Source organism: Rhodococcus sp. NPDC057529 (assembly GCF_042802055.1).
Classification (GTDB): domain Bacteria; phylum Actinomycetota; class Actinomycetes; order Mycobacteriales; family Mycobacteriaceae; genus Rhodococcus_F.
On the sequence record NZ_JBHVEY010000007.1, the window covers coordinates 376,892 to 398,368 of the forward strand.

At 68.4% G+C, this 21,477-nt stretch carries 23 protein-coding genes and 1 tRNA gene; 12 read left to right on the plus strand and 12 right to left on the minus strand.

What is annotated here, in order from left to right:
- Nucleotides 1-73 precede the first annotated feature (73 nt).
- Complete coding sequence (locus ACFU5V_RS16685) at nucleotides 74-877, plus strand: metal-dependent hydrolase (RefSeq protein ID WP_378432841.1); 804 nt, start codon at nucleotides 74-76, stop codon at nucleotides 875-877.
- 19 nt (nucleotides 878-896) lie between these two features.
- Here ACFU5V_RS16685 and ACFU5V_RS16690 read toward each other — a convergent pair whose 3' ends face one another.
- The 3 genes from ACFU5V_RS16690 to ACFU5V_RS16700 all read right to left on the minus strand — a co-directional run bounded on the left by ACFU5V_RS16690 (nucleotide 897) and on the right by ACFU5V_RS16700 (nucleotide 3,131).
- Entirely contained in the window at nucleotides 897-1,904 is a 1,008-nt protein-coding gene (locus tag ACFU5V_RS16690) for an ABC transporter substrate-binding protein (protein WP_378700686.1), read from the minus strand.
- Nucleotides 1,905-2,031: 127 nt separating this feature from the next.
- A tRNA-Pro gene (locus ACFU5V_RS16695) sits at nucleotides 2,032-2,105 on the minus strand.
- 54 nt (nucleotides 2,106-2,159) lie between these two features.
- Nucleotides 2,160-3,131, minus strand: coding sequence for a metallophosphoesterase (locus ACFU5V_RS16700; RefSeq protein WP_378700688.1), 972 nt, complete (start codon nucleotides 3,129-3,131; stop codon nucleotides 2,160-2,162).
- A gap of 67 nt (nucleotides 3,132-3,198) precedes the next feature.
- On the opposite strand from ACFU5V_RS16700, the gene ACFU5V_RS16705 reads away from it, so the two are divergent.
- The gene (locus ACFU5V_RS16705; protein ID WP_005248498.1) at nucleotides 3,199-3,666 is read left to right on the plus strand and encodes a GatB/YqeY domain-containing protein; all 468 of its coding nucleotides are present in this window, start codon (nucleotides 3,199-3,201) and stop codon (nucleotides 3,664-3,666) included.
- Nucleotides 3,667-3,719: 53 nt separating this feature from the next.
- On the opposite strand, the gene ACFU5V_RS16710 is transcribed toward ACFU5V_RS16705, so the two are convergent.
- On the minus strand, nucleotides 3,720-6,065 hold the full coding sequence (locus ACFU5V_RS16710; RefSeq protein WP_378700730.1) for a penicillin-binding protein: 2,346 nt from the start codon (nucleotides 6,063-6,065) through the stop codon (nucleotides 3,720-3,722).
- Nucleotides 6,066-6,324: 259 nt separating this feature from the next.
- Here ACFU5V_RS16710 and ACFU5V_RS16715 point away from each other — a divergent pair, with 259 nt between their 5' ends.
- On the plus strand, nucleotides 6,325-6,648 hold the full coding sequence (locus ACFU5V_RS16715) for a WhiB family transcriptional regulator (RefSeq protein WP_005248496.1): 324 nt from the start codon (nucleotides 6,325-6,327) through the stop codon (nucleotides 6,646-6,648).
- Nucleotides 6,649-6,715: 67 nt separating this feature from the next.
- Here the strand turns inward: ACFU5V_RS16715 and ACFU5V_RS16720 are convergent, their stop codons facing one another.
- Both ACFU5V_RS16720 and ACFU5V_RS16725 read right to left on the minus strand, forming a co-directional pair.
- Nucleotides 6,716-7,855 (minus strand): ArsA family ATPase, encoded by a 1,140-nt coding sequence (locus tag ACFU5V_RS16720; RefSeq protein WP_072938071.1) that lies wholly within the window; start codon nucleotides 7,853-7,855, stop codon nucleotides 6,716-6,718.
- Complete coding sequence (locus tag ACFU5V_RS16725) at nucleotides 7,852-8,868, minus strand: ArsA family ATPase (protein ID WP_378700690.1); 1,017 nt, start codon at nucleotides 8,866-8,868, stop codon at nucleotides 7,852-7,854. Before ACFU5V_RS16725 ends, ACFU5V_RS16720 begins: the two co-directional genes overlap by 4 nt.
- 55 nt (nucleotides 8,869-8,923) lie before the next feature.
- On the opposite strand from ACFU5V_RS16725, the gene ACFU5V_RS16730 reads away from it, so the two are divergent.
- Genes ACFU5V_RS16730 through ACFU5V_RS16740 form a run of 3 tightly spaced genes read left to right on the plus strand, consistent with a single transcriptional unit; the run spans nucleotide 8,924 to nucleotide 10,366 of the window.
- Nucleotides 8,924-9,088 carry a DUF4177 domain-containing protein gene (locus ACFU5V_RS16730; RefSeq protein ID WP_005248493.1) on the plus strand — a complete coding sequence of 55 codons (165 nt, stop codon included), beginning with the start codon at nucleotides 8,924-8,926 and terminating at the stop codon, nucleotides 9,086-9,088.
- A 5-nt stretch (nucleotides 9,089-9,093) separates the two neighbouring features.
- A complete protein-coding gene (locus tag ACFU5V_RS16735) occupies nucleotides 9,094-9,570 on the plus strand; it encodes a RidA family protein (RefSeq protein WP_378440496.1) in 477 nt (158 codons plus the stop codon).
- Between the two features lie 4 nt (nucleotides 9,571-9,574).
- Nucleotides 9,575-10,366 (plus strand): MBL fold metallo-hydrolase, encoded by a 792-nt coding sequence (locus ACFU5V_RS16740; RefSeq protein ID WP_378440498.1) that lies wholly within the window; start codon nucleotides 9,575-9,577, stop codon nucleotides 10,364-10,366.
- Between the two features lie 63 nt (nucleotides 10,367-10,429).
- On the opposite strand, the gene ACFU5V_RS16745 is transcribed toward ACFU5V_RS16740, so the two are convergent.
- Entirely contained in the window at nucleotides 10,430-11,104 is a 675-nt protein-coding gene (locus ACFU5V_RS16745; RefSeq protein ID WP_005256089.1) for a Crp/Fnr family transcriptional regulator, read from the minus strand.
- A 218-nt stretch (nucleotides 11,105-11,322) separates the two neighbouring features.
- Nucleotides 11,323-11,595, minus strand: coding sequence for a hypothetical protein (locus tag ACFU5V_RS16750; protein WP_378440346.1), 273 nt, complete (start codon nucleotides 11,593-11,595; stop codon nucleotides 11,323-11,325).
- Nucleotides 11,596-11,616: 21 nt separating this feature from the next.
- Here ACFU5V_RS16750 and nth point away from each other — a divergent pair, with 21 nt between their 5' ends.
- The 4 genes from nth to marP are packed head-to-tail and all read left to right on the plus strand — an operon-like array spanning nucleotide 11,617 to nucleotide 15,079.
- Nucleotides 11,617-12,462 (plus strand): endonuclease III, encoded by an 846-nt coding sequence (gene nth, locus ACFU5V_RS16755; RefSeq protein ID WP_378440348.1) that lies wholly within the window; start codon nucleotides 11,617-11,619, stop codon nucleotides 12,460-12,462.
- A gap of 12 nt (nucleotides 12,463-12,474) precedes the next feature.
- Entirely contained in the window at nucleotides 12,475-13,134 is a 660-nt protein-coding gene (locus ACFU5V_RS16760) for a TlpA family protein disulfide reductase (RefSeq protein ID WP_378700694.1), read from the plus strand.
- Nucleotides 13,131-13,892, plus strand: coding sequence for an NUDIX hydrolase (locus ACFU5V_RS16765; RefSeq protein WP_378700696.1), 762 nt, complete (start codon nucleotides 13,131-13,133; stop codon nucleotides 13,890-13,892). The genes ACFU5V_RS16760 and ACFU5V_RS16765 overlap by 4 nt, the downstream gene beginning before the upstream one ends.
- Complete coding sequence (gene marP, locus ACFU5V_RS16770) at nucleotides 13,889-15,079, plus strand: acid resistance serine protease MarP (protein ID WP_378700698.1); 1,191 nt, start codon at nucleotides 13,889-13,891, stop codon at nucleotides 15,077-15,079. The genes ACFU5V_RS16765 and marP overlap by 4 nt, the downstream gene beginning before the upstream one ends.
- A 3-nt stretch (nucleotides 15,080-15,082) precedes the next feature.
- Here the strand turns inward: marP and ACFU5V_RS16775 are convergent, their stop codons facing one another.
- Genes ACFU5V_RS16775 through nhaA form a run of 3 tightly spaced genes read right to left on the minus strand, consistent with a single transcriptional unit; the run spans nucleotide 15,083 to nucleotide 17,787 of the window.
- The gene (locus ACFU5V_RS16775) at nucleotides 15,083-16,021 is read right to left on the minus strand and encodes an alpha/beta fold hydrolase (RefSeq protein WP_378700701.1); all 939 of its coding nucleotides are present in this window, start codon (nucleotides 16,019-16,021) and stop codon (nucleotides 15,083-15,085) included.
- Between the two features lie 9 nt (nucleotides 16,022-16,030).
- Nucleotides 16,031-16,555 (minus strand): phage holin family protein, encoded by a 525-nt coding sequence (locus tag ACFU5V_RS16780; RefSeq protein ID WP_378440357.1) that lies wholly within the window; start codon nucleotides 16,553-16,555, stop codon nucleotides 16,031-16,033.
- Complete coding sequence (gene nhaA / locus ACFU5V_RS16785; RefSeq protein WP_378700703.1) at nucleotides 16,552-17,787, minus strand: Na+/H+ antiporter NhaA; 1,236 nt, start codon at nucleotides 17,785-17,787, stop codon at nucleotides 16,552-16,554. Before nhaA ends, ACFU5V_RS16780 begins: the two co-directional genes overlap by 4 nt.
- A gap of 176 nt (nucleotides 17,788-17,963) precedes the next feature.
- On the opposite strand from nhaA, the gene ACFU5V_RS16790 reads away from it, so the two are divergent.
- Nucleotides 17,964-19,349: an MFS transporter gene (locus tag ACFU5V_RS16790; RefSeq protein ID WP_378700705.1), complete on the plus strand. Its 1,386-nt coding sequence runs from the start codon at nucleotides 17,964-17,966 to the stop codon at nucleotides 19,347-19,349.
- A gap of 73 nt (nucleotides 19,350-19,422) precedes the next feature.
- A complete protein-coding gene (locus tag ACFU5V_RS16795; RefSeq protein ID WP_378700707.1) occupies nucleotides 19,423-21,240 on the plus strand; it encodes a DUF5939 domain-containing protein in 1,818 nt (605 codons plus the stop codon).
- A gap of 51 nt (nucleotides 21,241-21,291) precedes the next feature.
- On the opposite strand, the gene ACFU5V_RS16800 is transcribed toward ACFU5V_RS16795, so the two are convergent.
- A partial coding sequence (locus ACFU5V_RS16800; RefSeq protein WP_378700709.1) for a hypothetical protein occupies nucleotides 21,292-21,477 on the minus strand: 186 nt, incomplete at its 5' end.

Consider the following 21,477-nt stretch of genomic DNA (forward strand, 5'->3'; position numbering starts at 1 on the left):
CTAGGTTGAGCGGTGTCAGGACACCGGCTCGGATGACCGTGTCCCGAGTCGGGGTCGAAAGGTGCTGTCTTCCATGGTGATGGGTCCCACCCACGCAATGTCCGGTGCGGCTGTCGGTCTGGCGGTGGCGGATCTGCTGCCGCTCGACTGGGGCGGGCCCACATCCACCGCCGAGACGTTCACGTTCGCGGCGGTGTGCGCCGGGGCGGCACTGCTCCCGGACCTCGACACGAGCCAGTCGACGGTGTCGCGTTCGTTCGGTCCGGTCAGCAGTGTCGTCGCGAAGGGCGTCGACGCGGTGTCGCTGGGTTTCTACACGATCACCAAGGGCAAACGCGACGGCAAGCGGCGCGGGGGGCACCGCACGCTCACCCACACCGCTCTGTTCGCGGCCGGCATCGGGGCGGGAGTGTCCGCGCTCGTCGTCCAGTTCGGCAAGCCCGCCATCATCGCGACGTTGTTCGTCTGTCTCGGCCTCGCCCTGCGCGGGCTGGCCGGTGAGCTGGCCAAAGAAAAAGGCTGGCTGGCGGTTTCGGCGGTCGCCGCGGTGCTGTCCGCGCTCACCTGGCAGTCGTATCCCACCGAGGCCGGCTCGACCGGGCTCGGCGTCGCGGTGGCCCTCGGTTGCGCGACCCACTGCCTCGGGGACGCCATCACCAAGGAGGGCGTCCCCTTCCTCGCGCCGTTCCTCACGCTCGGCAAGGAACGGTGGTGGGAGTTCCGGCTCCCGTCGTTCCTGTCGATCCGGGCGGGCGGGCCGTTCGAGAAGGTCGTGCTCGGGCCCGCCCTGACGGTGGCCGTGGGGCTCATGGTCATCTGGGCCATCGACGGTGCGCCGCAGGCAATCTACGACGCCTTCATGCCCGCGCCGAAGTAACGGGAGTGACTCAGCCGGCTCAGGCGGCGAGCATCCTCTCGAGGTCGTCGAGGACGAGCATCGCCCCGGTCGGTCCGAGTGCGAGGAACCAGGTCTCGTCGCTGACGTGCACGGACTTGCCGTCCTTCACCGCCTGCATCTGGTTCCACAATGGGCCGCCGACCACGGTCGACTCGTCGGTGGTCTCGGGTGCGCCGTAGCTGGAGTAGAAGATCCGGTCGGCGTCCGCCTCGCCGATCGTCTCCTGGCTGACCTCGACGGCGAGTTCGTCGACGTTCTGCACCGTCGGGCGCGGGAGCCCGACGTCCTGCAGGATGACGCCGATGAACGACAGGTTGCCGTAGAGGCGGATCTTGCCGGACATGAACCGGACCAGCGAGATCGTCGGCTCGCCGGTGATGGACTCCCGGACCTCGTCCGCGCGGGTCTGGTAGGCGTTGAGCACTCCCTCCGCCTTCGTCTCCTCGCCGAGGGCGTCCGCGACGAGCAGGAAGTTCTCCTTCCACGGGAAGCCGGGGCGGATGCCGAACACGGTCGGTGCGATCGACGACAGCTGCGGGTACAGCTTGTCGGCGCGCAGCTTGCTGCCCAGGATCAGATCGGGCTGCAGTGCGGAGATCGCCTCGAGGTTCAGGTTGTTGGTCGTCCCCACGTCCGGCACCCCGGCGAGCTTGTCGGCCAGGTAGGTCGGCTGACCGGCGGCGCTCTCCGGGCTGGCCAGACCGACGGGCGTGATTCCCAGGGACAGCACGTCGTCGAGTTCGCCGCCGTCGAGGACGATCACCCGTTCGGGCTTCTTCTCGATGACGGTTGCGCCGAGCGCGTGGGTGATGGTGCGGGGGAAGACGCCCGGGTCGGCGTCGGTGCCGAGTTTGGCGGTCTCGGCGTCCGCCGTGGCGAACAGGCGGCCGCCGGTGGCGACATCGGTGTTGCCGGCGGTCGAACCGGTGTCCGTGGTGCCGCAGGCGGCGAGAAAGACGCTGGCCAGGGCGACCAGCCCGGCGCGTACGTAGAGCCTCGATGACATGAGGTGAGGCTAGCCTGAGGTTCTGGAGGAGTGGTCGCGGGGTCCGGCAACCGGACGACGCCCTCACCACGCAGAAGAGGCCTCGACCGGCGAACCGGTCGAGGCCTCTCCTCGGTGTCTCACACTGTCGGGGTGGCGGGATTTGAACCCACGACCTCTTCGTCCCGAACGAAGCGCGCTACCAAGCTGCGCCACACCCCGTGTTGAACCTCGGCTAGCTTACATTACCCAGCCAGTCACCATTAAATCCCCTGGTCAGTTGCGTAAAACGGTGCTCTCCGACGACTCCGTGCGAGCCCGTGCGACGTCGGCGTCCGGACCGCCGCGCTGAGCCGGCACCAACGTGAGGAGCGTCGCCTCGGGGCGGCAGCAGAAACGGGCCGGCGCCCACGGCGACGTCCCGATCCCCGCGGACACGTGCAGCTGGGTGTGCGCCCCCCACTTGGACGGCCCCTTCACCCGCGAGCGGTCGATGTCGCAATTGGTGACGAGCGCGCCGTAGAACGGCAGACACAGCTGACCGCCGTGCGTGTGGCCGGCCAGCACCAGGTCGTACCCGTCGTCCGCGAACCGATCCAGAACCCGCGGCTCCGGCGAGTGGGTGATGCCCAGCCGGAGATCGGCCAGCGGATTGGGCGGGCCTGCGATGGTGTCGTACCGGTCGCGCTGGAGGTGCGGATCGTCGACCCCGGCCGACGCGATCCGGACCCCCGACACCTCGAGGTCGCGGCGCACATGCGTGACGTCGAACCAGCCGCGTTCGGTGAACGCGGCCCGCAGATCGCCCCACGGCAGCGGCTCGCCGAGGATGCGCTTGCGATCCTTGCGGAAGTACTCGAACGGGTTCTTCGGTTTCGGCGCGAAGTAGTCGTTGCTGCCGAACACGAACAGTCCGGGGCGGGCCAGCAGATTCCCCAGGGCCTGGACCACGGCGGGCACCGCCCGCTGGTGCGACAGGTTGTCGCCGGTGTTCACGACGAGGTCGGGGTCGAGGTTGTCGAGTTCCCGCAGCCAGTTCTGTTTCAGCCGCTGTCCGGGCATCATGTGCAGGTCGCTGATGTGCAGCACACGGAGCGTCGACGACCCGGGTTCGAGCACCGGCATCGTGACCTCACGCAGGGCGAACGCATTGCGCTCGATGAGCGAGGCGTAGCCGATGCCGAGGGCGGCGGCACCCGCCGTGGCCAGGGCGGCGCGGGTCAGGTTGGTGCGGAACTCGTCAGACACTCTTCCAGGATACTGATGAGCGCAATCGAGATGCAGTGGACGAATCGGGGCGCGTAGCGTTTCGCCCATGCCAGATTCACTGAAAGCAAGACTGCGCTCCGACATGACGGCCGCCATGAAGGCCAAGGATTCGCTGCGCACCGCCACGATCCGCATGCTGATGGCCGCCGTGCAGACCGAAGAGGTTTCCGGCAAGGAGGCCCGCGAACTCACCGACGACGAGGTGCTGAAGGTCCTCGCGAAGGAGTCGAAGAAGCGCGGCGAGTCCGCGGAGATCTACACCGAGAACGGCCGGGGTGAGCTGGCAGCGCAGGAGCGGGCCGAGGCGCAGATCATCGACGAGTACCTGCCGACGCCGCTGACCGACGCCGAGCTCGTCGACGTCGTGGACACCGCCATCGCCCAGGTGGCCGAGGAGATCGGTGAGCGTCCCGGCATGCGTCAGATGGGTCAGGTCATGAAGGCCGCCGGCGCGCTCGCGGGCGGCAAGGCGGACGGTTCGCGGCTCTCGCACGCGGTGAAGTCCCGCCTCTGACCCCCAGGTGAGTGGGAAAGCGTGCTCCTACACACTTTCCCACTCACCTGCGGTCACCGGGGTATGGGCGGCAGCTGGATCGGCGGCAGGCCGGGCAGCTGGATGGGCGGAACGGGGATTCCCTGAGCCGGGGCCTGCGGGGGAGCGGCCTTCACCGATCCGTCGCTGACGTAGATCGTGATCGTCGACCCCGGAATCGCCGAACCGGACGGCGCCGAGCTCGTGACCGTCCCCTTGGCGGCCTGCGACGCGGTGGTGATCGCGTTCACCGTGAATCCGGCCCCCTGCAGGCGCGACGTCGCGGCCGACTGGCTCAGGCCGGTGACGTCCGGAACCTGACCGTTCTGCGAACCCCGCGCGTACTTCTGGTCGACGGGCGGCAGCGTCGTCGGCCCGAAGTTGTTGGCGACGGGATTCATCGCGGCGAACCACGTCTGGGCGGGCTCGTTACCGCCGTAGAGATTTCCGTCACCACAGGGCCGCAGCGGGCCCGAGCAGATCTCACCGGGGGTCGGCGAGTCGCCGTACACGTAGACGGCGGCGGCGAAGTTGTTCGTGAACCCGAGGAAGCCCGACGACATGTGGGACTCGGTGGTTCCGGTCTTACCCGCCATCGGGAGGGTCCAGCCGGCGCTGCCCGCGGCCCCGGCCGAGGTGCCGCCGGCCTTGTCGTCCTTGCTCATGGCGTTGGCGAGGGTGTCGGCGAGGCCGGGCTCGACCACCTGCTCGCAGGCCTGCTGTGTGACCGAGACGGGCTTGCCTTCACGGTCGAAGACCGAATCGATGGGGGTGGGCGGGCACCACTTGCCGTGTGACGCGAGCGTTGCGGCGACATTCGACAGTTCCAGCGGGTTGACCCAGGTGGGTCCGAGGGTGAACGAACCCAGGTTCTGATCCTTCTGGAAGTCCGCCATGCTGCGGTCGTCGAAGCCGGAGGTGCCGGGGTCGGCGTAGGAACGCAGCCCCAGCCGCACCGCCATGTCGACGGTGGGGGCGACGCCGGTGGCCTGGATGAGCTTGACGAACGCCGTGTTGGGCGACTGCGCGAGCGCGTCCGTCACCGACAGCGACGCCGGGTACTTGCCCGCGTTCTCGACGCAGTACGTGGCCGCCGGGCATCCGCGCGCACCACCGCTACCCATGCCCCGGGCCTCGAACCGTCCGGGGACGTCGAGGACGGCGTTGGTGCCGAGGCCCTTCTCCATGGCGGCGGCCGTGGTGAAGATCTTGAAGATCGACCCGGCGCCGTGACCGGCCAGCGAGTACGGCTGGGCCTGCACGGTTTCGTCGGCGTTCGCGTCGAGGCCGTAGGTGCGGCTACTGCCCATCGCGAGGATGCGGTGCGAATCCTGGCCGGGCTGGACCACGTTCATGACGTTGGCGATGCCGTCGAGTGCGGGGCTGGCCTTGGCGGTGAGCGCCGCCTTGGTCGACGCCTGCACCGCGGGGTCGAGCGTCGTCTTGATCAGGTAGCCGCCCTTGTCGATCTGCTCCCGGCTGATGCCGGCGTTGGCCAGGTACTGCAGGGCGTAGTCGCAGAAGAAACCGCGGTCGCCGGCGGCGATGCACCCGCGGGGCAGCCGGTTGGGTTCGGGCAGCACGCCGAGGGGAGTCCCCTTGAGCTCCCGCAGTTCGGCGGCGCGCTCGGGGATGTTCGAGATCATCGTGTCGAGAACCACGTTGCGGCGTTCGAGGACGCCGTCGGGGTTCGTGTACGGGTTCAGCGCCGAACTGGACTGCACCATGCCCGCGAGCATCGCGGACTGCTGGGTGTTCAGTTCGGACGCGTCGATGCCGAAGTAGGTCTGGGCGGCGTCCTGGATGCCGAACGAGGCGTTGCCGAACGGCACCAGGTTCAGGTAGCGGGTGAGGATCTCGTCCTTGGTGAGTTCCTTGTCGAGCGTCAGCGCCATCCGGATCTCGCGGATCTTGCGGGCGGGTGTCGTCTCGATCGCGGCCCGGCGTTCGGCGTCGGTCTTGGCGACGACGAGCAGCTGGTAGTTCTTCACGTACTGCTGGTCGAGTGTCGACGCGCCCTGCTGCACCTCACCGCTCGTGGTGTTGGTCAGGAAGGCGCGCATCGTGCCCTGCCAGTCGACGCCCTTGTGCTCCGGGAACCGGCGGTCCTCGACGGAGACGATGGCGAGTTTCATCTCGTTGGAGATCTTGTCGCTGGGCACTTCGAAGCGGCGCTGGTCGTACAGCCATGCGATGGGATTGCCTGCGGAGTCGACCATCGTCGAGACCGCGGGAACCGTTCCTTCGACCAGTTCGGCGGAGACGTTGTCGACGGTGTCAGCCGCCCTGTTGGAGGCGTAACCGAAGCCTCCGGCGAGCGGAAACATCACGCCGGCGAGGAGCACTCCTGCCAAGGCGGAGGATCCTGCGAGCTTCCCCACTGTTTTTGCAATCGACACGATCTACAGACTACGTGGGGTCTGAGGGTGCGCTGGTTGGGCGCAGAATTCGGCCAGGAAAATGCCCTGAGCACGGGGTATGGACGGGCGTACCAAAAAAGCGTGTTCTTCGTCTTGCGCGTGGCGGTTTCTTTACCTAAATTGTTGGAACAGTGTGATGGAGATAACACCCCATCGCTTATGTGGTGCAGCCTCGGCGTGCTACGCGCTGGGTTTGCGCAGACTCGAAGAGGGGAAACGAATGCACATGACCACCCCAACCAGCCGTCTGGACGTCGAGCAAGCAGAAGCGCGAATCGCCTGGGTCACCCAGGCCCGTTGCCGGGAAGTCGATCCCGATCAACTCTTTGTACGCGGTGCAGCACAGCGCAAGGCCGCAACCATTTGCCGGCACTGCCCGGTATTGATGCAGTGCGGGGCCGATGCACTCGACAACCGTGTCGAGTTCGGCGTGTGGGGTGGCATGACGGAACGTCAACGCCGGGCGTTGCTCAAGCAGCACCCCGAGGTGGAATCATGGTCCGATTTCTTCGAAGCTCAGCGGCAGCACCAGTCCGCTGTCTGAGATTCGGGATCGGTATCGCAGTCAGGCAGGACACAGGCGGGTGACCGGTTCTCCGGTAGCGGGCTGATCAGCTCGTCCGGGTGAGCTGGTCGCCTACCGCTCTCAAGGCCTCGAGGTCCGACACCTCGAACGGCAGCGAGGGCACGCCGACGATCGGCACCCGAGGGTGGGCGGCCGTGAACCGGCTCAGTAGTTGGACCTCACGCTTGGCGATCACCGCCCGATGGGCGTGGATTCGCAGGACAGCGGCGGTGAGGGGGTCTTGGTCCCCGAGTTGGTCGGCGGCAGTGACCGCGTGATCGGCCGACAGGGAACTGAGAGTGGGGTGCGTCCGATTCAGGACGAGGCCCGCGAGCGGCATCTCGTCGCCTGCGAGCCGGTCGACGAAGAATGCCGCCTCGCGCAGCGCATCCGGTTCGGCTGCGGCGATCACCAGAAACTTGGTGCCCGGCTGCCGGAGCAATTCGTAAGTGCGCGTTGCCCGTTCCCGGAATCCGCCGAACATCGAGTCCAGTGACTGCACGAAACTCGAGGCGTCCGACAGCATCTGACTGCCGACGATGGTGGACACGCCGCGCAGCGCCAGACCCATCGCCCCGGTGACGAGCCGGGTGAGGCCGCGGCCGGGTGCGGTGAGCAAGCGGATCATGCGACCGTCGAGGAACGCGCCCAGACGCTGGGGTGCGTCGAGGAAGTCCAGGGCGTTGCGCGACGGTGGCGTGTCGACGACCACCAGATCCCATTCGTCGCTGGAGGCGAGTTGCCCCAGCTTCTCCATCGCCATGTACTCCTGTGTTCCCGAGAACGAGCTGGCGACGGTCTGGTAGAAGGGGTTCGCGAGAATCTGCTCCGCCTTCTCCGGCGTGGAGTGCTCGATCACCATCTCGTCGAACGTGCGGCGCATGTTGAGCATCATGGCGTGCAGTTCGCCCGTCGCGTCCGGTCCGAGCTGCACCGGCTGCGGCGTGTTGTCGAGTTCCGCGACGCCGAGAGCCTGCGCGAGCCGGCGTGCCGGGTCGATGGTCAGCACGACCACCTTGCGTCCCTGCTCCGCCGCGCGCAGCGCCAGCGACGCGGCCGTCGTGGTCTTGCCGACGCCGCCGGCTCCGCAACAGACGACGATCCGCGTCGCCCTGTTCTCCAGAATCCCCGCGACGTCGAGTGCGGAGGCGGTGCGGCGACGCTCGTGTTCAGTTGTCTGGGTCATCGGACACCCTGTTCCGTCAGATATTCCGCGAGCTCGTACAGCCCGCCCAGGTCCACACCGTCCGCGAGGGACGGCAGATGCAGCCGTGCCCCGTCCACTTCGCTGAGCTGTCCGGCGCTCTCCTCCTGCGCCTCGAGGACGGACGCGTGTTCGATCGTCTCGGTGAGCAACCCGGCGAAATTCTCCTCGTCCAGGGTGATCCCGGTCTTCTGCAGTCCGGCCCGGACGGCCTCGGCGTCGATCCGGCCCTTCGCGACGTCGGCGAGGGTGTCGGCGGGCAGGAACTGCGGGCTGGTGCGGTTGACGACGACGGTGCCCAGCCGCAGGTCGGCGCGGGCCAGTTCCTCTGCGGCGTCGGTGGTCTCCTGCACCGGCAGCGCCTCGAGCAGGGTCACGAGGTGGACGACGGTCTCGTCGGAATGCAGCAGGCGCACCACGCCCTCGCTCTGGGAGCGCACCGGCCCGCCCTTCGCGAGGTCGGCCATCGCCTTCGTCACGTCGAGGAAGTTACCGATCCGCCCGGTCGGCGGGGCGTCGACGACGACGGCGTCGTACACCCGTGTGCCCGACTTGTCGGAGCGCACCACGCATTCCTTGATCTTGCCGGTCAGCAGCACGTCCCGGAGGCCCGGTGCGATGGTGGTGGCGAACTCGATGGCGCCGAACTTGCGCATCGCGCGTCCCGCGAACCCGAGGTTGTAGAACATCTCGAGGTATTCGAGGAACGCGGTCTCGATGTCGATGGCCAGCGCCATGACCTCCCCGCCACCCTCGGCGGCCGCGACCTTCGTCTCCTGCGGCGGCAGCGGGGGCACGTCGAAGAGCTGAGCGATCCCCTGCCTGCCCTCGACTTCCACGAGTAGCACGCGGCGCCCACCCTCGGCCAGGGCGAGCGCCAACGCGGCGGCCACCGTGGACTTTCCGGTGCCGCCCTTTCCGGAGACGAAATGCAGCCGGGCCCGCGCAGCCTTCTCGGGCCACGTCGGGGTGAGCTGGTCTGGGGATGCAACCACGGGGTCGAGCCTATAAGTCTGGGAGCCGGGATGTGCGGGGGATAGGCTCACCGGCATGAGTGAATTGACTTCCTGGGAGTACGCCACCGTTCCGCTGCTCACACATGCCACCAAGCAGATCCTCGACCAGTGGGGCACCGACGGCTGGGAACTGGTGACGGTTCTGCCCGGACCCACCGGTGAGCAGCACGTCGCGTACCTGAAGCGTCCGAAGGGCTGAGGGCCGTGGCGCAGACACAGAACTGGTCCGCCCGCCTGAGCGAACTCGGCATCACGCTGCCGTCCGTCGTCCCGCCGGTGGCCGCCTACGTGCCCGCCGTACGCACCGGCAATTACGTCTACACGTCCGGGCAGCTGCCGATCGTCGAGGGCAAGCTGACGATCGCGGGCAAGCTCGGCGCCGGTGTGTCGGACGAGGACGCGAAGTCCGCGGCCCGGGCGTGTGCACTGAACGCGCTGGCGGCGGTCGACGCCCTCGTCGGCATCGACTCGGTGGTGCGGATCGTCAAGGTCGTCGGATTCGTCGCGTCCGCCGAGGGATTCACCGGTCAGCCCGGCGTCGTGAACGGCGCCTCCGAGTTCCTCGGCGAGGTGTTCGGCGAAGCCGGTGCCCACGCACGCTCGGCCGTCGGTGTCGCGGAACTGCCGCTCGGCGCCCCCGTCGAGGTGGAACTGATCGCCGAAGTCCAGCCGGAGTCGTAGAGCCATGACGCTTGCCCATCCGGCCTACGCCCAGGTGCGGGAGGTCACCCCGATCGTCTCGGTCGTGCTCGAGAACAATCCCGGCATGATGACGCTCGACGGAACCAACACATGGATTCTGCGGGCGCCGGGCCGGGACGAGTGCGTGGTGGTCGACCCGGGTGACGCCGACGAGGAGCACCTCGCCCGCGTCGCGGCACTCGGACCGGTCGCATTGACGCTGATCACCCACCGTCACTTCGACCACACCGGGGGAGTGCAGCGGTTCTTCGAACTCACCGGCGCGCCCGTGCGTTCGGTGGACCCCGAGTTCCTCCGCGGCGGCGCCGACGCCCTCGTCGACGGCGAGACCATCGACGTCGCCGGGCTCACGATCACGGTGATCGCCACGCCCGGGCACACGAAGGACTCCGTGTCGTTCACCGTGGAAGGGGAGGGCACCGTCCTCACCGGCGACACGATCCTCGGCCGCGGCACCACGGTGCTCGACGACTCGGACGGCGACCTCGGCGACTACCTGTCGTCGCTGCGCCGGCTGCTGGACCTCGGCACCGGACACCGGGTGATGCCCGGCCACGGACCCGAACTGCCCGAACTGAACGTGATCGCGCAGCAGTACCTCGATCATCGCGAGGAGCGGCTCGGTCAGGTGCGGGCCGCGCTCGAGACGCTCGGGGGCACCCCCACCGTCCGCGAGGTGGTCGAGCACGTCTACTCCGACGTCGACCCGAAGTTGTGGCCGGTGGCGGAGAAGTCCGTCAACGTGCAGCTCGCGTATCTGCGCAGCCTCGGCTGACCGCACGACGACGTCGGCCACCCCCTCGCCGTGAGGGGGTGGCCGACGTCGTCGATGCGAGGACTACCGCGCGCGACGCGCCAGGCGCTCGGAGTCGGAGATCAGCACGCTCTTGCCTTCGAGGCGCAACCATCCGCGGTGCGCGAAGTCGGCGAGCGCCTTGTTGACGGTCTCGCGGGACGCGCCGACGAGCTGGGCGATCTCTTCCTGCGTGAGGTCGTGGGTGACGCGCAGTGAGCCCGCCTCCTGGGTGCCGAACCGCTGTGCGAGCTGCAGCAGCGCCTTGGCGACACGACCGGGGACGTCCGTGAAGATGAGGTCGGCCAGGTTGTTGTTGGTACGACGCAGACGGCGCGCGAGAACCCGCAGCAGCTGTTCGGCGATCTCGGGGCGGTGGTCGATCCACGCCTTGAGCGCTTCGCGGTCCATGCTGACCGCGCGGACCTCGGTGACCGTGGTCGCGGTGGACGTACGCGGACCCGGGTCGAAGATGGACAGCTCACCGAACATGTCGGACGGGCCCATGATCGTCAGCAGGTTCTCACGGCCGTCCGGCGAGCGGCGGCCGATCTTCACCTTGCCGGAAACGATGATGTACAGGCGGTCACCGGGCTCACCTTCGTTGAAGATGACATGTCCGCGGGGGAAGTCGACAGGCTGCAGCTGCTTGGTCAGCGCCGCTACCGCTGAGGGCTCGACTCCTTGGAAGATGCCGGCTCTTGCCAGGACGTCGTCCACGTGCGCTCCTTGGGAATATTGTTCGTCTGTATGCATATTGTGCGCGATTTGCTGCATGTCGACGATGCCCCGGTGATCCGCGGCGTGTCGCTGTGCAACAGGTACGGCTCTGAAGTCTACGTTGAGACGGCTCGGTCTGAGTGACCGATACCACGGAAGTCGCAAAAGTTAACCGGGTGATGCGTCCGGTGGTGCGTCCTTCCGGGGTTTCGCAGGGGTCAGCTGGCGCGCCGCGAGCTCACTTCGGTGATGTCGGCGTCGTCGGATTCGAAGCCCGACCGCCCCTTGCGACGTCGATGGAAGCGTGCCAATGCGTGGGGGAAACCTTCGTGGGCCAGGGTGGCCACTTCGTCGTGACTTGCCTGGTCGAGGAACTCTTCCACCTCTTGCTGACGAACCGTGAGCCGGCGGAGTCTGAACTCCACCCGCTCCATTGCCAGCGCAAACAGCATCAGCAGCACTGGGAAGAGGACCACAGCGAGACCTTGCATACCGGGAAGTAAACACTGCAAATGTCTCAGAAGCGACACAGCGGCAATTCGGATCGGTCGGGTGTCCGTAGAGTTGATCCCGTGCATGCGACCCCCAGCGACGGCTCCGAAGTGCGTGGACGCACCCGTTCGCGGGCCGCGAAGCAGGAAGAAACCCGGCTCGGACTCGTCCGGCGCGCCCGGCGGATGAACCGCAGGCTCGCCGAGGCCTTCCCGCACGTCTATTGCGAACTCGACTTCACCACGCCCCTGGACCTCGCCGTCGCGACGATCCTGTCCGCGCAGTGCACTGACGTGCGGGTGAACATGGTGACGCCGGCGCTGTTCGCCCGCTACCCCGACGCGAAGGCGTACGCGGAGGCCGAACGCACCGAACTCGAGGAGTACATCCGGTCCACGGGTTTCTACCGAAACAAGACGAACTCGCTGATCGGACTCGGGCAGGCCCTGCTCGAGCGATTCGACGGCGAGGTCCCCGGCAATCTGAAGGATCTCGTGACGCTGCCCGGGATCGGCCGGAAGACGGCCAACGTGATCCTCGGCAACGCGTTCGATGTGCCGGGAATCACGGTCGACACCCACTTCGGGCGGCTCGTGCGGCGGTGGAAGTGGACCGAGGAGGAAGACCCGGTCAAGGTCGAGCACGCCATCGGCGCCCTGATCGAGCGCAAGGAGTGGACGCTGCTCTCGCACCGGGTGATCTTCCACGGCAGGCGCGTCTGCCACGCCCGTAAGCCCGCGTGCGGGGTGTGTGTGCTCGCAGGTGACTGTCCGTCGTACGGCCTCGGCCCGGTCGACCCCGACGTCGCCGCCGGACTTGTTCGTGGACCGGAGACGGAGCATCTGCTGCGTCTGGCCGGCAGGTGAGGGTAGAGACGAGTGTCTAGTGCAGCGCGGTGGAGTCTGGCCGCCCTCGTGGTCGTGGTGGCTCTCGTCGCCGCGATCTGGCCGCGGGGCGACGACGCGGAGACGTCGTACGAGGACCGGTTCGGTGAGGGCGGCCGCACCCCGGCGTCGGTGAGCGCCGATCCCGACGCGCTCGCGGCTCTGAGGGCGCAGGCGGGCCTGGCCCCGTGCCCCGCCCCGGTGACCGCGTCCGGGCCGTCGGCCGATCCGGTGCTGTCCGGCATCACAGTGGAATGCGTGGGCGACGGCAGTCGGGTGGATCTGGCGGCCGCGCTCGGTGGTAAACCGGCGCTGCTGAACCTGTGGGCGTACTGGTGTGGCCCCTGCGCCGAGGAGCTGCCCTATATGCAGCAGTTTTCGGATCGTGCGGGCGACGCGGTTACCGTGCTTACGGTGCACACCGATCCCAACGAGTCCAGCGCGCTGTCGAGGCTCGTCGATTACTCCGTCACCCTGCCCGGTGTGCAGGACGGCGACGGACGCGTCCGCGTCGCGGTCGGGGCCCCTCCCGTCCTCCCGGTCTCGGTGCTGATCCGGCCCGACGGCACGGTGGCGAAGGTCCTGCCGCAGCCGTTCCGCAGCGTCGACGAGATCGCGGACGCCGTCGAACAGAACCTGGGGGTGGCGGCATGACGTCTTCCGTGGACGGCGTCGCCGTTCCGCCCTGGCTGCGCCGGGTCGTGCACCGGACGCCGGCCGACCCGCACCGGATCAACCCCGTCCTCGATCGGCGCGCACCCCGTGGCGCGATCACCCGGGAGGCGGCGGTGCTCGTGTTGTTCGGTGGTCCCGTCGAGGCGGACCCGTTGATGTCGGGCGGCCTGCCCGCCGGCGCCGACGTCCTGCTCACCCAGCGTGCGTCCACGATGCGTCAGCACAGTGGTCAGGTGGCCTTCCCCGGCGGGGCCAGCGACCCCGGCGACGAGGGGCCCATCGCCACCGCGTTGCGGGAGGCCCAGGAGGAGACGGGACTCGACCCGTCCGGTGTCCGCCCGCTGGCCGTGCTCGAGGAGATCTTCATCCCGCCGTCCGGGTTCGACGTCACCCCCGTCCTCGCGTACTGGGAGACACCCAGCGCGGTCGGCGTGGTCGATCCCGCCGAGGCCGAACGTGTCGCCCGGGTTCCCGTGCACACCCTGATCGATCCGCGGAACCGGTTCCAGGTGCGGCACCCGGCCGGGTACCAGGGTCCCGCATTCGCCGCCGACGGCATGCTCGTGTGGGGTTTCACCGCCGGCATCCTCGCCGCCCTGTTCGCCGTCTCCGGCTGGGAACAGGAGTGGGACCGCCGCGACATCCGTGACCTCGACACGGTCCTCGCCGAACTCGACAACGACCTGGACGACGACCACCTGGTCCACGGTCACGGCCGCCCGGCGGCCGAGCGATGACCGGGTCGCAGTGGATCGACGTCGCCATCGTCCTGATCGCCTTCGTCGCGGCGACGTCGGGCTGGCGTCAGGGCGCCGTGGCGTCGGTGCTCGCCTTCATCGGCGTCGTGCTGGGCGCGGTCGCGGGCATCCTGATCGCGCCGCACGTGCTGGTACACGTGGACGAGGGCCGCGGTCGGGTGCTGGTCGGCATCGCCCTGATCGTGGTGCTGGTGATCGTCGGCGAGGTCGCCGGCATGGTTCTCGGCCGGGCCGCGCGGGGGAGCATGCACAGTCCGGTCGCTCGGTCCGTCGACAGCGTGATCGGCGCCTGCGTGCAGGCCGTCGCGGTGTTCGTCGCGGCGTGGCTGCTGGCGATCCCGCTCACGTCCTCGTCCCAGCCTCAGCTGGCGGCGGCGGTGCGCGGGTCGACCGTCCTCGAGACGGTCGACAACATCGCACCCGCCTGGATGCGGCAACTGCCCACCGAGTTCACCGCCCTGCTCGACACGTCCGGGCTGCCCGACGTGATCGGGCCGTTCGGGCGCACCCCCATCACGACCGTCGACCCGCCGGACGCCAGTGTTCTGGAGAGTCCCGTCGCGTCCTCGCTGCAGTCGAGCGTGCTGAGGATCCGGGGTGTGGCCCCGAGTTGCCAGCGGGCGCTGGAGGGGTCCGGGTTCGTCGTGGCACCCGACCGGGTGATGACCAACGCGCACGTGGTCGCGGGAACGGCGGGCATCGTCGTCGACACCGCGAACGGGCCGATGGACGCCGAGGTCGTGCTGTTCGACCCGTCCGCCGACGTCGCGGTCCTCGAGGTGCCCGGATTGGACGCTCCCGTCCTGAACTTCGCGCCCGAACCTGCGCAGACCGGCGACAACGCGCTCGTGCTCGGCTACCCCGGCGGCGGGCCGTACACGGCCAGCGCCGCGCGGGTCCGGGAGATCCTGGACCTCAGCGGCCCCGACATCTACCGGGCGGGCACCGTTCAGCGTGAGGTGTACACGGTCCGCGGTTCCATCCGGCAGGGCAATTCGGGCGGGCCGCTCGTCGACAGCGACGGCCGGGTGCTCGGAGTGGTGTTCGGCGCCGCCGTCGACAACAGCGACACCGGGTTCGTGCTCACCGCCGCCGAGGTGTCGCGTCAGTTGCAGGCGGCGTCCGGGGCGTCGGTCGCCGTGGACACCGGGGCGTGCATCCTCTGACGGTCAGGCCGTGCGGGGCGCGACGAGGTCGAGCAGGGCGGCGTTGACGCGGTCGGGGGCTTCCCAGTGCGCGTAGTGGCCGACCCCGGTGACGGTCTGCAACTGCTGGGTGGGTGCGAAGCGGTGGCTGCGGCGCACGGTGTCCGCGAGCACGTAGGGGTCGAGCTCGCCGTGGAGGTGCAGGACGGGGATCCGCAGCGTCTGATCCATCGACGCCATGAATCGGCTGCCGTCCGGGCGGAACTGGCTGCGGAACGCCCACCGCTGGTATTCCAGCGTGCAGTGCGCGGTGCCGGGGATCTGGATCGCCGACCGCATCCGTGACACCACGACGTCGAATTCCGGATTCTCCGTCCAGCCGGGGCCGGAGCGTTCGCGGATCAACCGCTCGACCTCCGACCCGCCGTCCCGGGTGAGGCGACGTTCGGGACGCCACGGCACCTGGCAGGAGACGAACGAGGGCAGCAGGGCTTTGCGCTGGTAGCGGTCGTGGAGGACGGCCTGCTTGAGCGCGAGGGGATGCGGTGAGCTGACCAGTGCGATCGACCGGACGAGTCGAGCGTGGAGCACCGCCGTGGCCCAGCAGACCAGGCCGCCGTCGGCGTGCCCGACCAGTGTGGCCTCGCCGTAGCCCATCGCCCGGATCAGGCCGGCGATGTCGCCGGCCAGCGTCCACCCGTCGTAGCCGCGCGGCGGTTTGTCGGAATCGCCGTATCCGCGGAGGTCGACGGCGACGGCCCGGTACCCCTGCTCGGAGAGTGCGGTCAGCTGGTGGCGCCACGACCACCAGAAGTCCGCGAACCCGTGCAGCAGGACGACGAGCGGCGCATCCGGTGCGGATGCGCCGACCTCGACGGTGTGGAATCGGATTCCGTTGGCATGGATGTCGCGATGAATCCAGGGGCCGTCGAAACGGACGGTGGACGGATCGGGTGGTGCCACAGGAGCGAGTTACCGCGCGTGACGTCCGGTGGACGATGCGAGATGGGCTTCCGCATCCGAGTACGACGTGGGCAGCACGGTCTTGGCCTGCTTCAGGGAGTCGATGGTCTTCTCGGGTGCGCGGAGTTTGCGTACCCGCAGATAGCCGAGCAGCGCGAGGATCGCCGTCACCACGACCATGATCAGGAAGACGATCAGGAACGCCAGCCAGCGGGCGATCCACACGTCGAGGAGTTCGGCGAGGAAGAAGAAGAAGAAGAACGAGCTGAACAGCAGCACGGTGAACGCGAGGATGAAGAACAGGCTGCCCTGCAGGCCTTTCTTGACCTCACCGGTGACCTCGGCCTTCGCGAGTTCGACCTCGGCGCGGACCAGGGTGGACACCTGCGCGGTCGCATGCTTGACCAGCGTGCCGAGGCTCGCCTCGCCGGGTGTCTGAGCGTCCACGTCCGTGAGCGGGATCGACGACACCGTGTTCGGCACCCCGTCTCCCGTATAACGCGGGCTGTCTCCCTTGCCGTGAGTGTTGCTCACTTGTCGACCCCTCCAGGTAGCTCTTGCACGTCCGAGTCATCCTGCCGGGCCGCATGGGCCCGACCGCGTCGCCACAGTAACGCTGATCCGATCAGCGACGCTGTCAACGATGTCACGAGCACCGCGACCTTAGCTATTTCGGCCGCGCTGCCGTCACCGATTCCCGCAAGCGCGAGATCCGCTACGAGAAGGCTAACGGTGAACCCGATCGCACCGAGCACTGAGAGGGCAAACATGTCCCGGAACCCCAGTGCTCGCGGTTTCTTGGCGATACCCAGGCGGATCGCGAGCCAGGAGACGCCGAAGATGCCGACGGTCTTGCCGACGAGGAGGCCGGCGATCACGGACTGCGAGATGGGATCGGTGAACAGTTGCCCGAGGAGCTCGCTGCTGAGCGCGACCCCGGACGCGAACAGGGCGAACACCGGGACACAGAAGCCGGCCGACAGCGGCTGGATGCGGTGCTCGAGTCGGGACGCGGGGGACTCGCGTTCGCCGAGGTCGCGCCGCACCCGGGTGAGGAGGCCGAGAGCGACGCCGGCCAGCGTGGCGTGGATTCCGGCTTGGTGCATGCAGTACCAGGCGAACAGTGCGAGCGGAACGTAGAGCAGTGGGGTGGTGATGCGCCGGTGCTGGGCGATCGCGTACACGGCCAGGCACACGGCGGCGCCCAGCAGCCACAGCAGGGCGATCGAACTGGTGAAGAGGACGGCGATGAGCACGATCGCGAGGAGGTCGTCGACGACGGCCAGGCTGAGCAGGAACACGCGGGCGCTCGCGGGGATGCGGGACCCGGTCAGCGCCAGCACGCCCAGTGCGAACGCGATGTCGGTGGCGACGGGGATGGCCCAGCCGCGGTCCATGCCGGGTGTTCCGGCGCCGATCGTCGCGGCGATGATCGCGGGCACCACCACGCCGCCGCAGGCCGCGATGATCGGGAGCAGCGCGCGTTTGCGGTCGGCGAGTTCGCCGACCACCAGTTCCCGTTTCAGTTCCAGGCCGGCGACGAAGAAGAAGACCGCCAGCAGCCCGTCCTGCGCCCACGTCCCGACCGTCAGGTTCAGGTGGAGCGCCTCCGGGCCGATCTGCCGGTCGCGCAACGCGAAGTAGGAATCCGAGAGGGGCGAGTTCGCCCACAGGAGGGCGACCGCGGCGGCGGCGAGCAGGATCGAACCGCCGACCGTCTCGGTGCGGAGGTAGCGGGAGAGTTCGGAGCGGAGGGGCTGGGTCACCGGGGTCGCTCGCTTTCGATGTGGTCGGGGTACGGCACATGCTCTGCCGACCAGACTTCCCGGCGCACCGAGGAGAGCTTATCCAATTTGCCAAGCGAAAGACACGAGGTGTTCAATTCCTAAGGAATGGACTGTCGTCCCAATAGTTGAAATAGCATCGTGCAGGAGTAAGTCGAGTGAGCAGTGCCGTCGATACGTCGAAGCCAGATCCGGACGGCGGGGCCACCGTCGCCGGCGTACCCAGAAGCCGGATCGTCGTCGCGAGCATGGTGGGAACGTCCATCGAGTTCTACGACTTCTACATCTATGCCACCGCGGCCGTGTCGGTGTTCCCACACCTGTTCTTCCCCAAGGGAAACGGCACCACCGCCCTGCTGGCGTCCCTCGCCACGTTCGGACTCGCGTTCGTCGCGCGGCCGCTCGGGTCGATCCTGTTCGGCCACTTCGGCGACCGCATCGGACGCAAGACGACGCTCGTCGGCTCCCTCCTCACCATGGGTATCGCGACGTTCGTGATCGGTCTGCTGCCGACCTACCACCAGATCGGCATCGTCGCGCCCGCGCTGCTGGCGTTGATGCGCTTCTGTCAGGGTCTGGGACTGGGCGGTGAGTGGAGCGGCGCGGCGCTGCTCGCGACCGAGACCGCGCAGAAGGGCAAGCGGGCGTGGGCGGCCATGTGGCCGCAGCTGGGCGCGCCGATCGGCTTCTTCCTCGCCAACGGTCTGTTCCTGATCATCACGCTGTTCCTCGACCACGACAACAGCAGCCCCGACCTGGACGGCGCGTTCCTCACCTGGGGTTGGCGGATCCCGTTCCTGCTCAGCGCGATCATGGTGATGATCGGTCTGTACGTGCGGCTCAAGCTGGAGGAGACGCCCGTGTTCGCCCGCGCCGTCGCGCGCGGCGAAAAGGTGAAGACCCCGATCGCCGAGGTGTTCAAGACCAGCTGGCGTCAGCTGATCATCGGCACATTCGTCATGCTCGCCACCTACACGCTCTTCTACATCATGACCACCTGGGTGCTGAGCTACGGCACCGGCAAGACCCCCGCGCAGGGCGGCACGGGAGCAGGGTTCCACTACACCGACTTCCTGGTCCTGCAGCTGGTCGCGGTCCTGTTCTTCGCCGGCGCGGTCCCCGTGTCGGGGTGGCTGGCCGACCGCTTCGGCCGCCGCATCACGCTGCTCACGATCACCGGGTTCATCATGCTGTTCGGCCTCACGTTCGGTGTCATGCTGAACCAGGACGGCATGGGTAACGCCCGCATGCTCGTCTTCCTGGCGATCGGAATGTTGTTGATGGGCCTGACGTTCGGGCCGATGAGCGCCGTTCTGCCCGAGCTGTTCCCGACCAACGTGCGCTACACGGGTTCGGGGATCGCCTACAACACCGCCAGCATCCTCGGCGCCGCCGTCGCACCGTTCATCGCCACCTGGCTCGCCACGTCGTACGGCGTCGGCTGGGTGGGCATCTACCTGCTGATCGCCGCCGCGCTCACGTTCGTCGCGCTGCTGGTCATGCGCGAGACGCGCGGCCAATCCCTCGACGACGTAGGCGCGTAGCGCCTGTGAGTGGTTGACGAGTCCCTGGACTCGTCAACCACTCACGGGCCGCGGAGCGGCCTATAGTTCTTGCATGGCGAAAGCCGTGCTGTTGTCCAGGACGGCCCGGATCCGGCTGCCGAAGCAGGATCTGTGGTCGTTCCTCGCCGATACCGATCGGCTCAATCGCAACATCGACCTGTCGCCGGTGTGTTTCGCTCCGATGCTGGACCGCCGCCGCAAGGGTCACTATTCGGCGGAGACGCGTTCGTACGGGCGGCGGGTGCGGTACGAGGAGTTCCCGTTCGAGTGGGTCGAAGGCCGCTTCTATGAGGTCCTTCGCCGCTTCTCCCGTGGTCCGCTCGCGGAGGTGTCCACGGGTGTCCGGCTCCGCCCGGCCGCGGACGTCACCGAGATCGAGGTGTTCGCCCGGATTGTCCCCCGCACCCGGTTCGGGTCGATCGCCGCGCGAACGCTGCTGGCGCGCACGGGCATACGGAAGACGGTGGCGCTCGCGCACGCGCTGGAACGACACGTCCGCGACCCGCGCGCGCATGCCGTCCCCGCCCTGCCGCCGCCGGAGCAACTCGACGCGGGCCGGCTGGAATTCCGCACCGCACAGCTGTCGCGATCGCACGATGCCCCGAACTTGGTCGGGCGCTTGGAGTCCCACTTGCGGACCGCGTCCGACCTGGAAGTGACGAGCATGCGCCCGTTCGAGCTTGCGGACCGCTGGGGTGCCGACCGGATGCAGCTGCTGTACGTCTTCCTCCACGCCGCGGACTGCGGTCTGCTGGACCTGAGCTGGAGCGTGCTGTGCCCGGTATGCCGGACCGCCCGCGAGGACGCCGCTCACATTCGACAGTTGCCGAGCCGCGTCCACTGCGACACGTGCGACATCGCGTTCGACACCGACCTCGCGCGGTCGGTGGAGATCCGCTTCGACGTCAACCCGGCCGTTCGCCGGGCGGAGCGCGCACGCTATTGCATCGGTGGTCCGGCGAATTCACCGTCGGCGGTGGCGCAGTTGCGCCTCGAGCCGGGCGAGCGGCGCAGCGAGCGCCTCGAACTCGACCCCGGGTGGCTGCGGCTCCGGTGCTATCAGGTGGGTACCCCGGTGGCCTGCGAGGTCGGTCCGGCCGGTGGCACGCTGCGGGTCGACTGCGGGCCCGGTGAACTCCGGGTGCGTGATGAGGCCGGCACCGACGGCGCTTGCCTGCTGGAGGTCGCGAACCGGCTTCCCGGTGAGGCGCTGGTGGTGGTCGAGCGGGAGCGGTGGAAGGACGCCGCGGCGACCGGCGCGCTCGTGACGTCGCTCGACGGTTTCCAGGACCTGTTCCCGGATCAGGGGGTGGCGCCGGGAGACGAGATCGGGATCGCGAACCTGGCGGTGCTGTTCACGGATCTGAGCGGCTCGACCGCCCTGTACGAGCGCATCGGCGACGTCCGGGCGTTCGCGTTCGTGCAGAGTCATTTCCGCTATCTGCGTGACGCGGTGGTGAGCGAGAACGGCAGCGTCGTGAAGCAGATGGGTGACGCGGTCATGGCGACGTTCGCCGACGCGCGGGAGGCCTGGTCGGCGGCGGCGTCGATGCAGGCGGGCTGGGACGAGTTCCGTCGCCGGCACCTCGGCGACGACGACTCGGTGTCGTTGAAGGTCGGGTTACATCAGGGGCCCGCCGTGATGATCGACAACGCCGGCCGGGTCGACTATTTCGGTGCGACGGTCAACCTGGCGGCGCGGGTGCAGGGCTGTGCCGCGGGCGGCGACATCGTCTTGTCCCGGGCCGTGCACGACGATCCGGCGGTGGCGCCGCTGCTCGCGACGTCCGGCTACCGGTGCGACGTCTTCACGACCGGGCTGAAGGGGATCGGCGAGGAGCAGACGCTGTGGCGGCTTCGCCGCCCGTGAGTGGTTGAGGAGTGCAGAGACTCGTCAACCACTCACGGGGCGCGGAGCGCCCTACTTGCCGCGGATGGCGTCGAAGACCTTGGGGTCGACGAGGGTGGAGGTGTCGCCGAGGTCGCGGCCCTCGGCGATGTCCTTGAGCAGGCGCCGCATGATCTTGCCGGACCTCGTTTTGGGGAGTTCGGGGACGATGGTGATCTGGCGGGGCTTGGCGATCGGGCTGATCTCCCGGGACACCTC

Excerpts from the sequence above, each read along its gene's own strand:
- nth (WP_378440348.1), top strand. The coding sequence starts at position 11,617 with ATGTCTCAGAAGCGACACAGCGGCAATTCGGATCGGTCGGGTGTCCGT.
- ACFU5V_RS16740 (WP_378440498.1), top strand. The coding sequence starts at position 9,575 with ATGACGCTTGCCCATCCGGCCTACGCCCAGGTGCGGGAGGTCACCCCG.
- ACFU5V_RS16690 (WP_378700686.1), bottom strand. The coding sequence starts at position 1,904 with ATGTCATCGAGGCTCTACGTACGCGCCGGGCTGGTCGCCCTGGCCAGC.
- ACFU5V_RS16750 (WP_378440346.1), bottom strand. The coding sequence starts at position 11,595 with ATGCAAGGTCTCGCTGTGGTCCTCTTCCCAGTGCTGCTGATGCTGTTT.
- ACFU5V_RS16795 (WP_378700707.1), top strand. The coding sequence starts at position 19,423 with ATGGCGAAAGCCGTGCTGTTGTCCAGGACGGCCCGGATCCGGCTGCCG.
- ACFU5V_RS16720 (WP_072938071.1), bottom strand. The coding sequence starts at position 7,855 with ATGACCCAGACAACTGAACACGAGCGTCGCCGCACCGCCTCCGCACTC.
- ACFU5V_RS16715 (WP_005248496.1), top strand. The coding sequence starts at position 6,325 with ATGCACATGACCACCCCAACCAGCCGTCTGGACGTCGAGCAAGCAGAA.
- ACFU5V_RS16705 (WP_005248498.1), top strand. The coding sequence starts at position 3,199 with ATGCCAGATTCACTGAAAGCAAGACTGCGCTCCGACATGACGGCCGCC.
- ACFU5V_RS16685 (WP_378432841.1), top strand. The coding sequence starts at position 74 with ATGGTGATGGGTCCCACCCACGCAATGTCCGGTGCGGCTGTCGGTCTG.
- ACFU5V_RS16730 (WP_005248493.1), top strand. The coding sequence starts at position 8,924 with ATGAGTGAATTGACTTCCTGGGAGTACGCCACCGTTCCGCTGCTCACA.
- ACFU5V_RS16765 (WP_378700696.1), top strand. The coding sequence starts at position 13,131 with ATGACGTCTTCCGTGGACGGCGTCGCCGTTCCGCCCTGGCTGCGCCGG.
- marP (WP_378700698.1), top strand. The coding sequence starts at position 13,889 with ATGACCGGGTCGCAGTGGATCGACGTCGCCATCGTCCTGATCGCCTTC.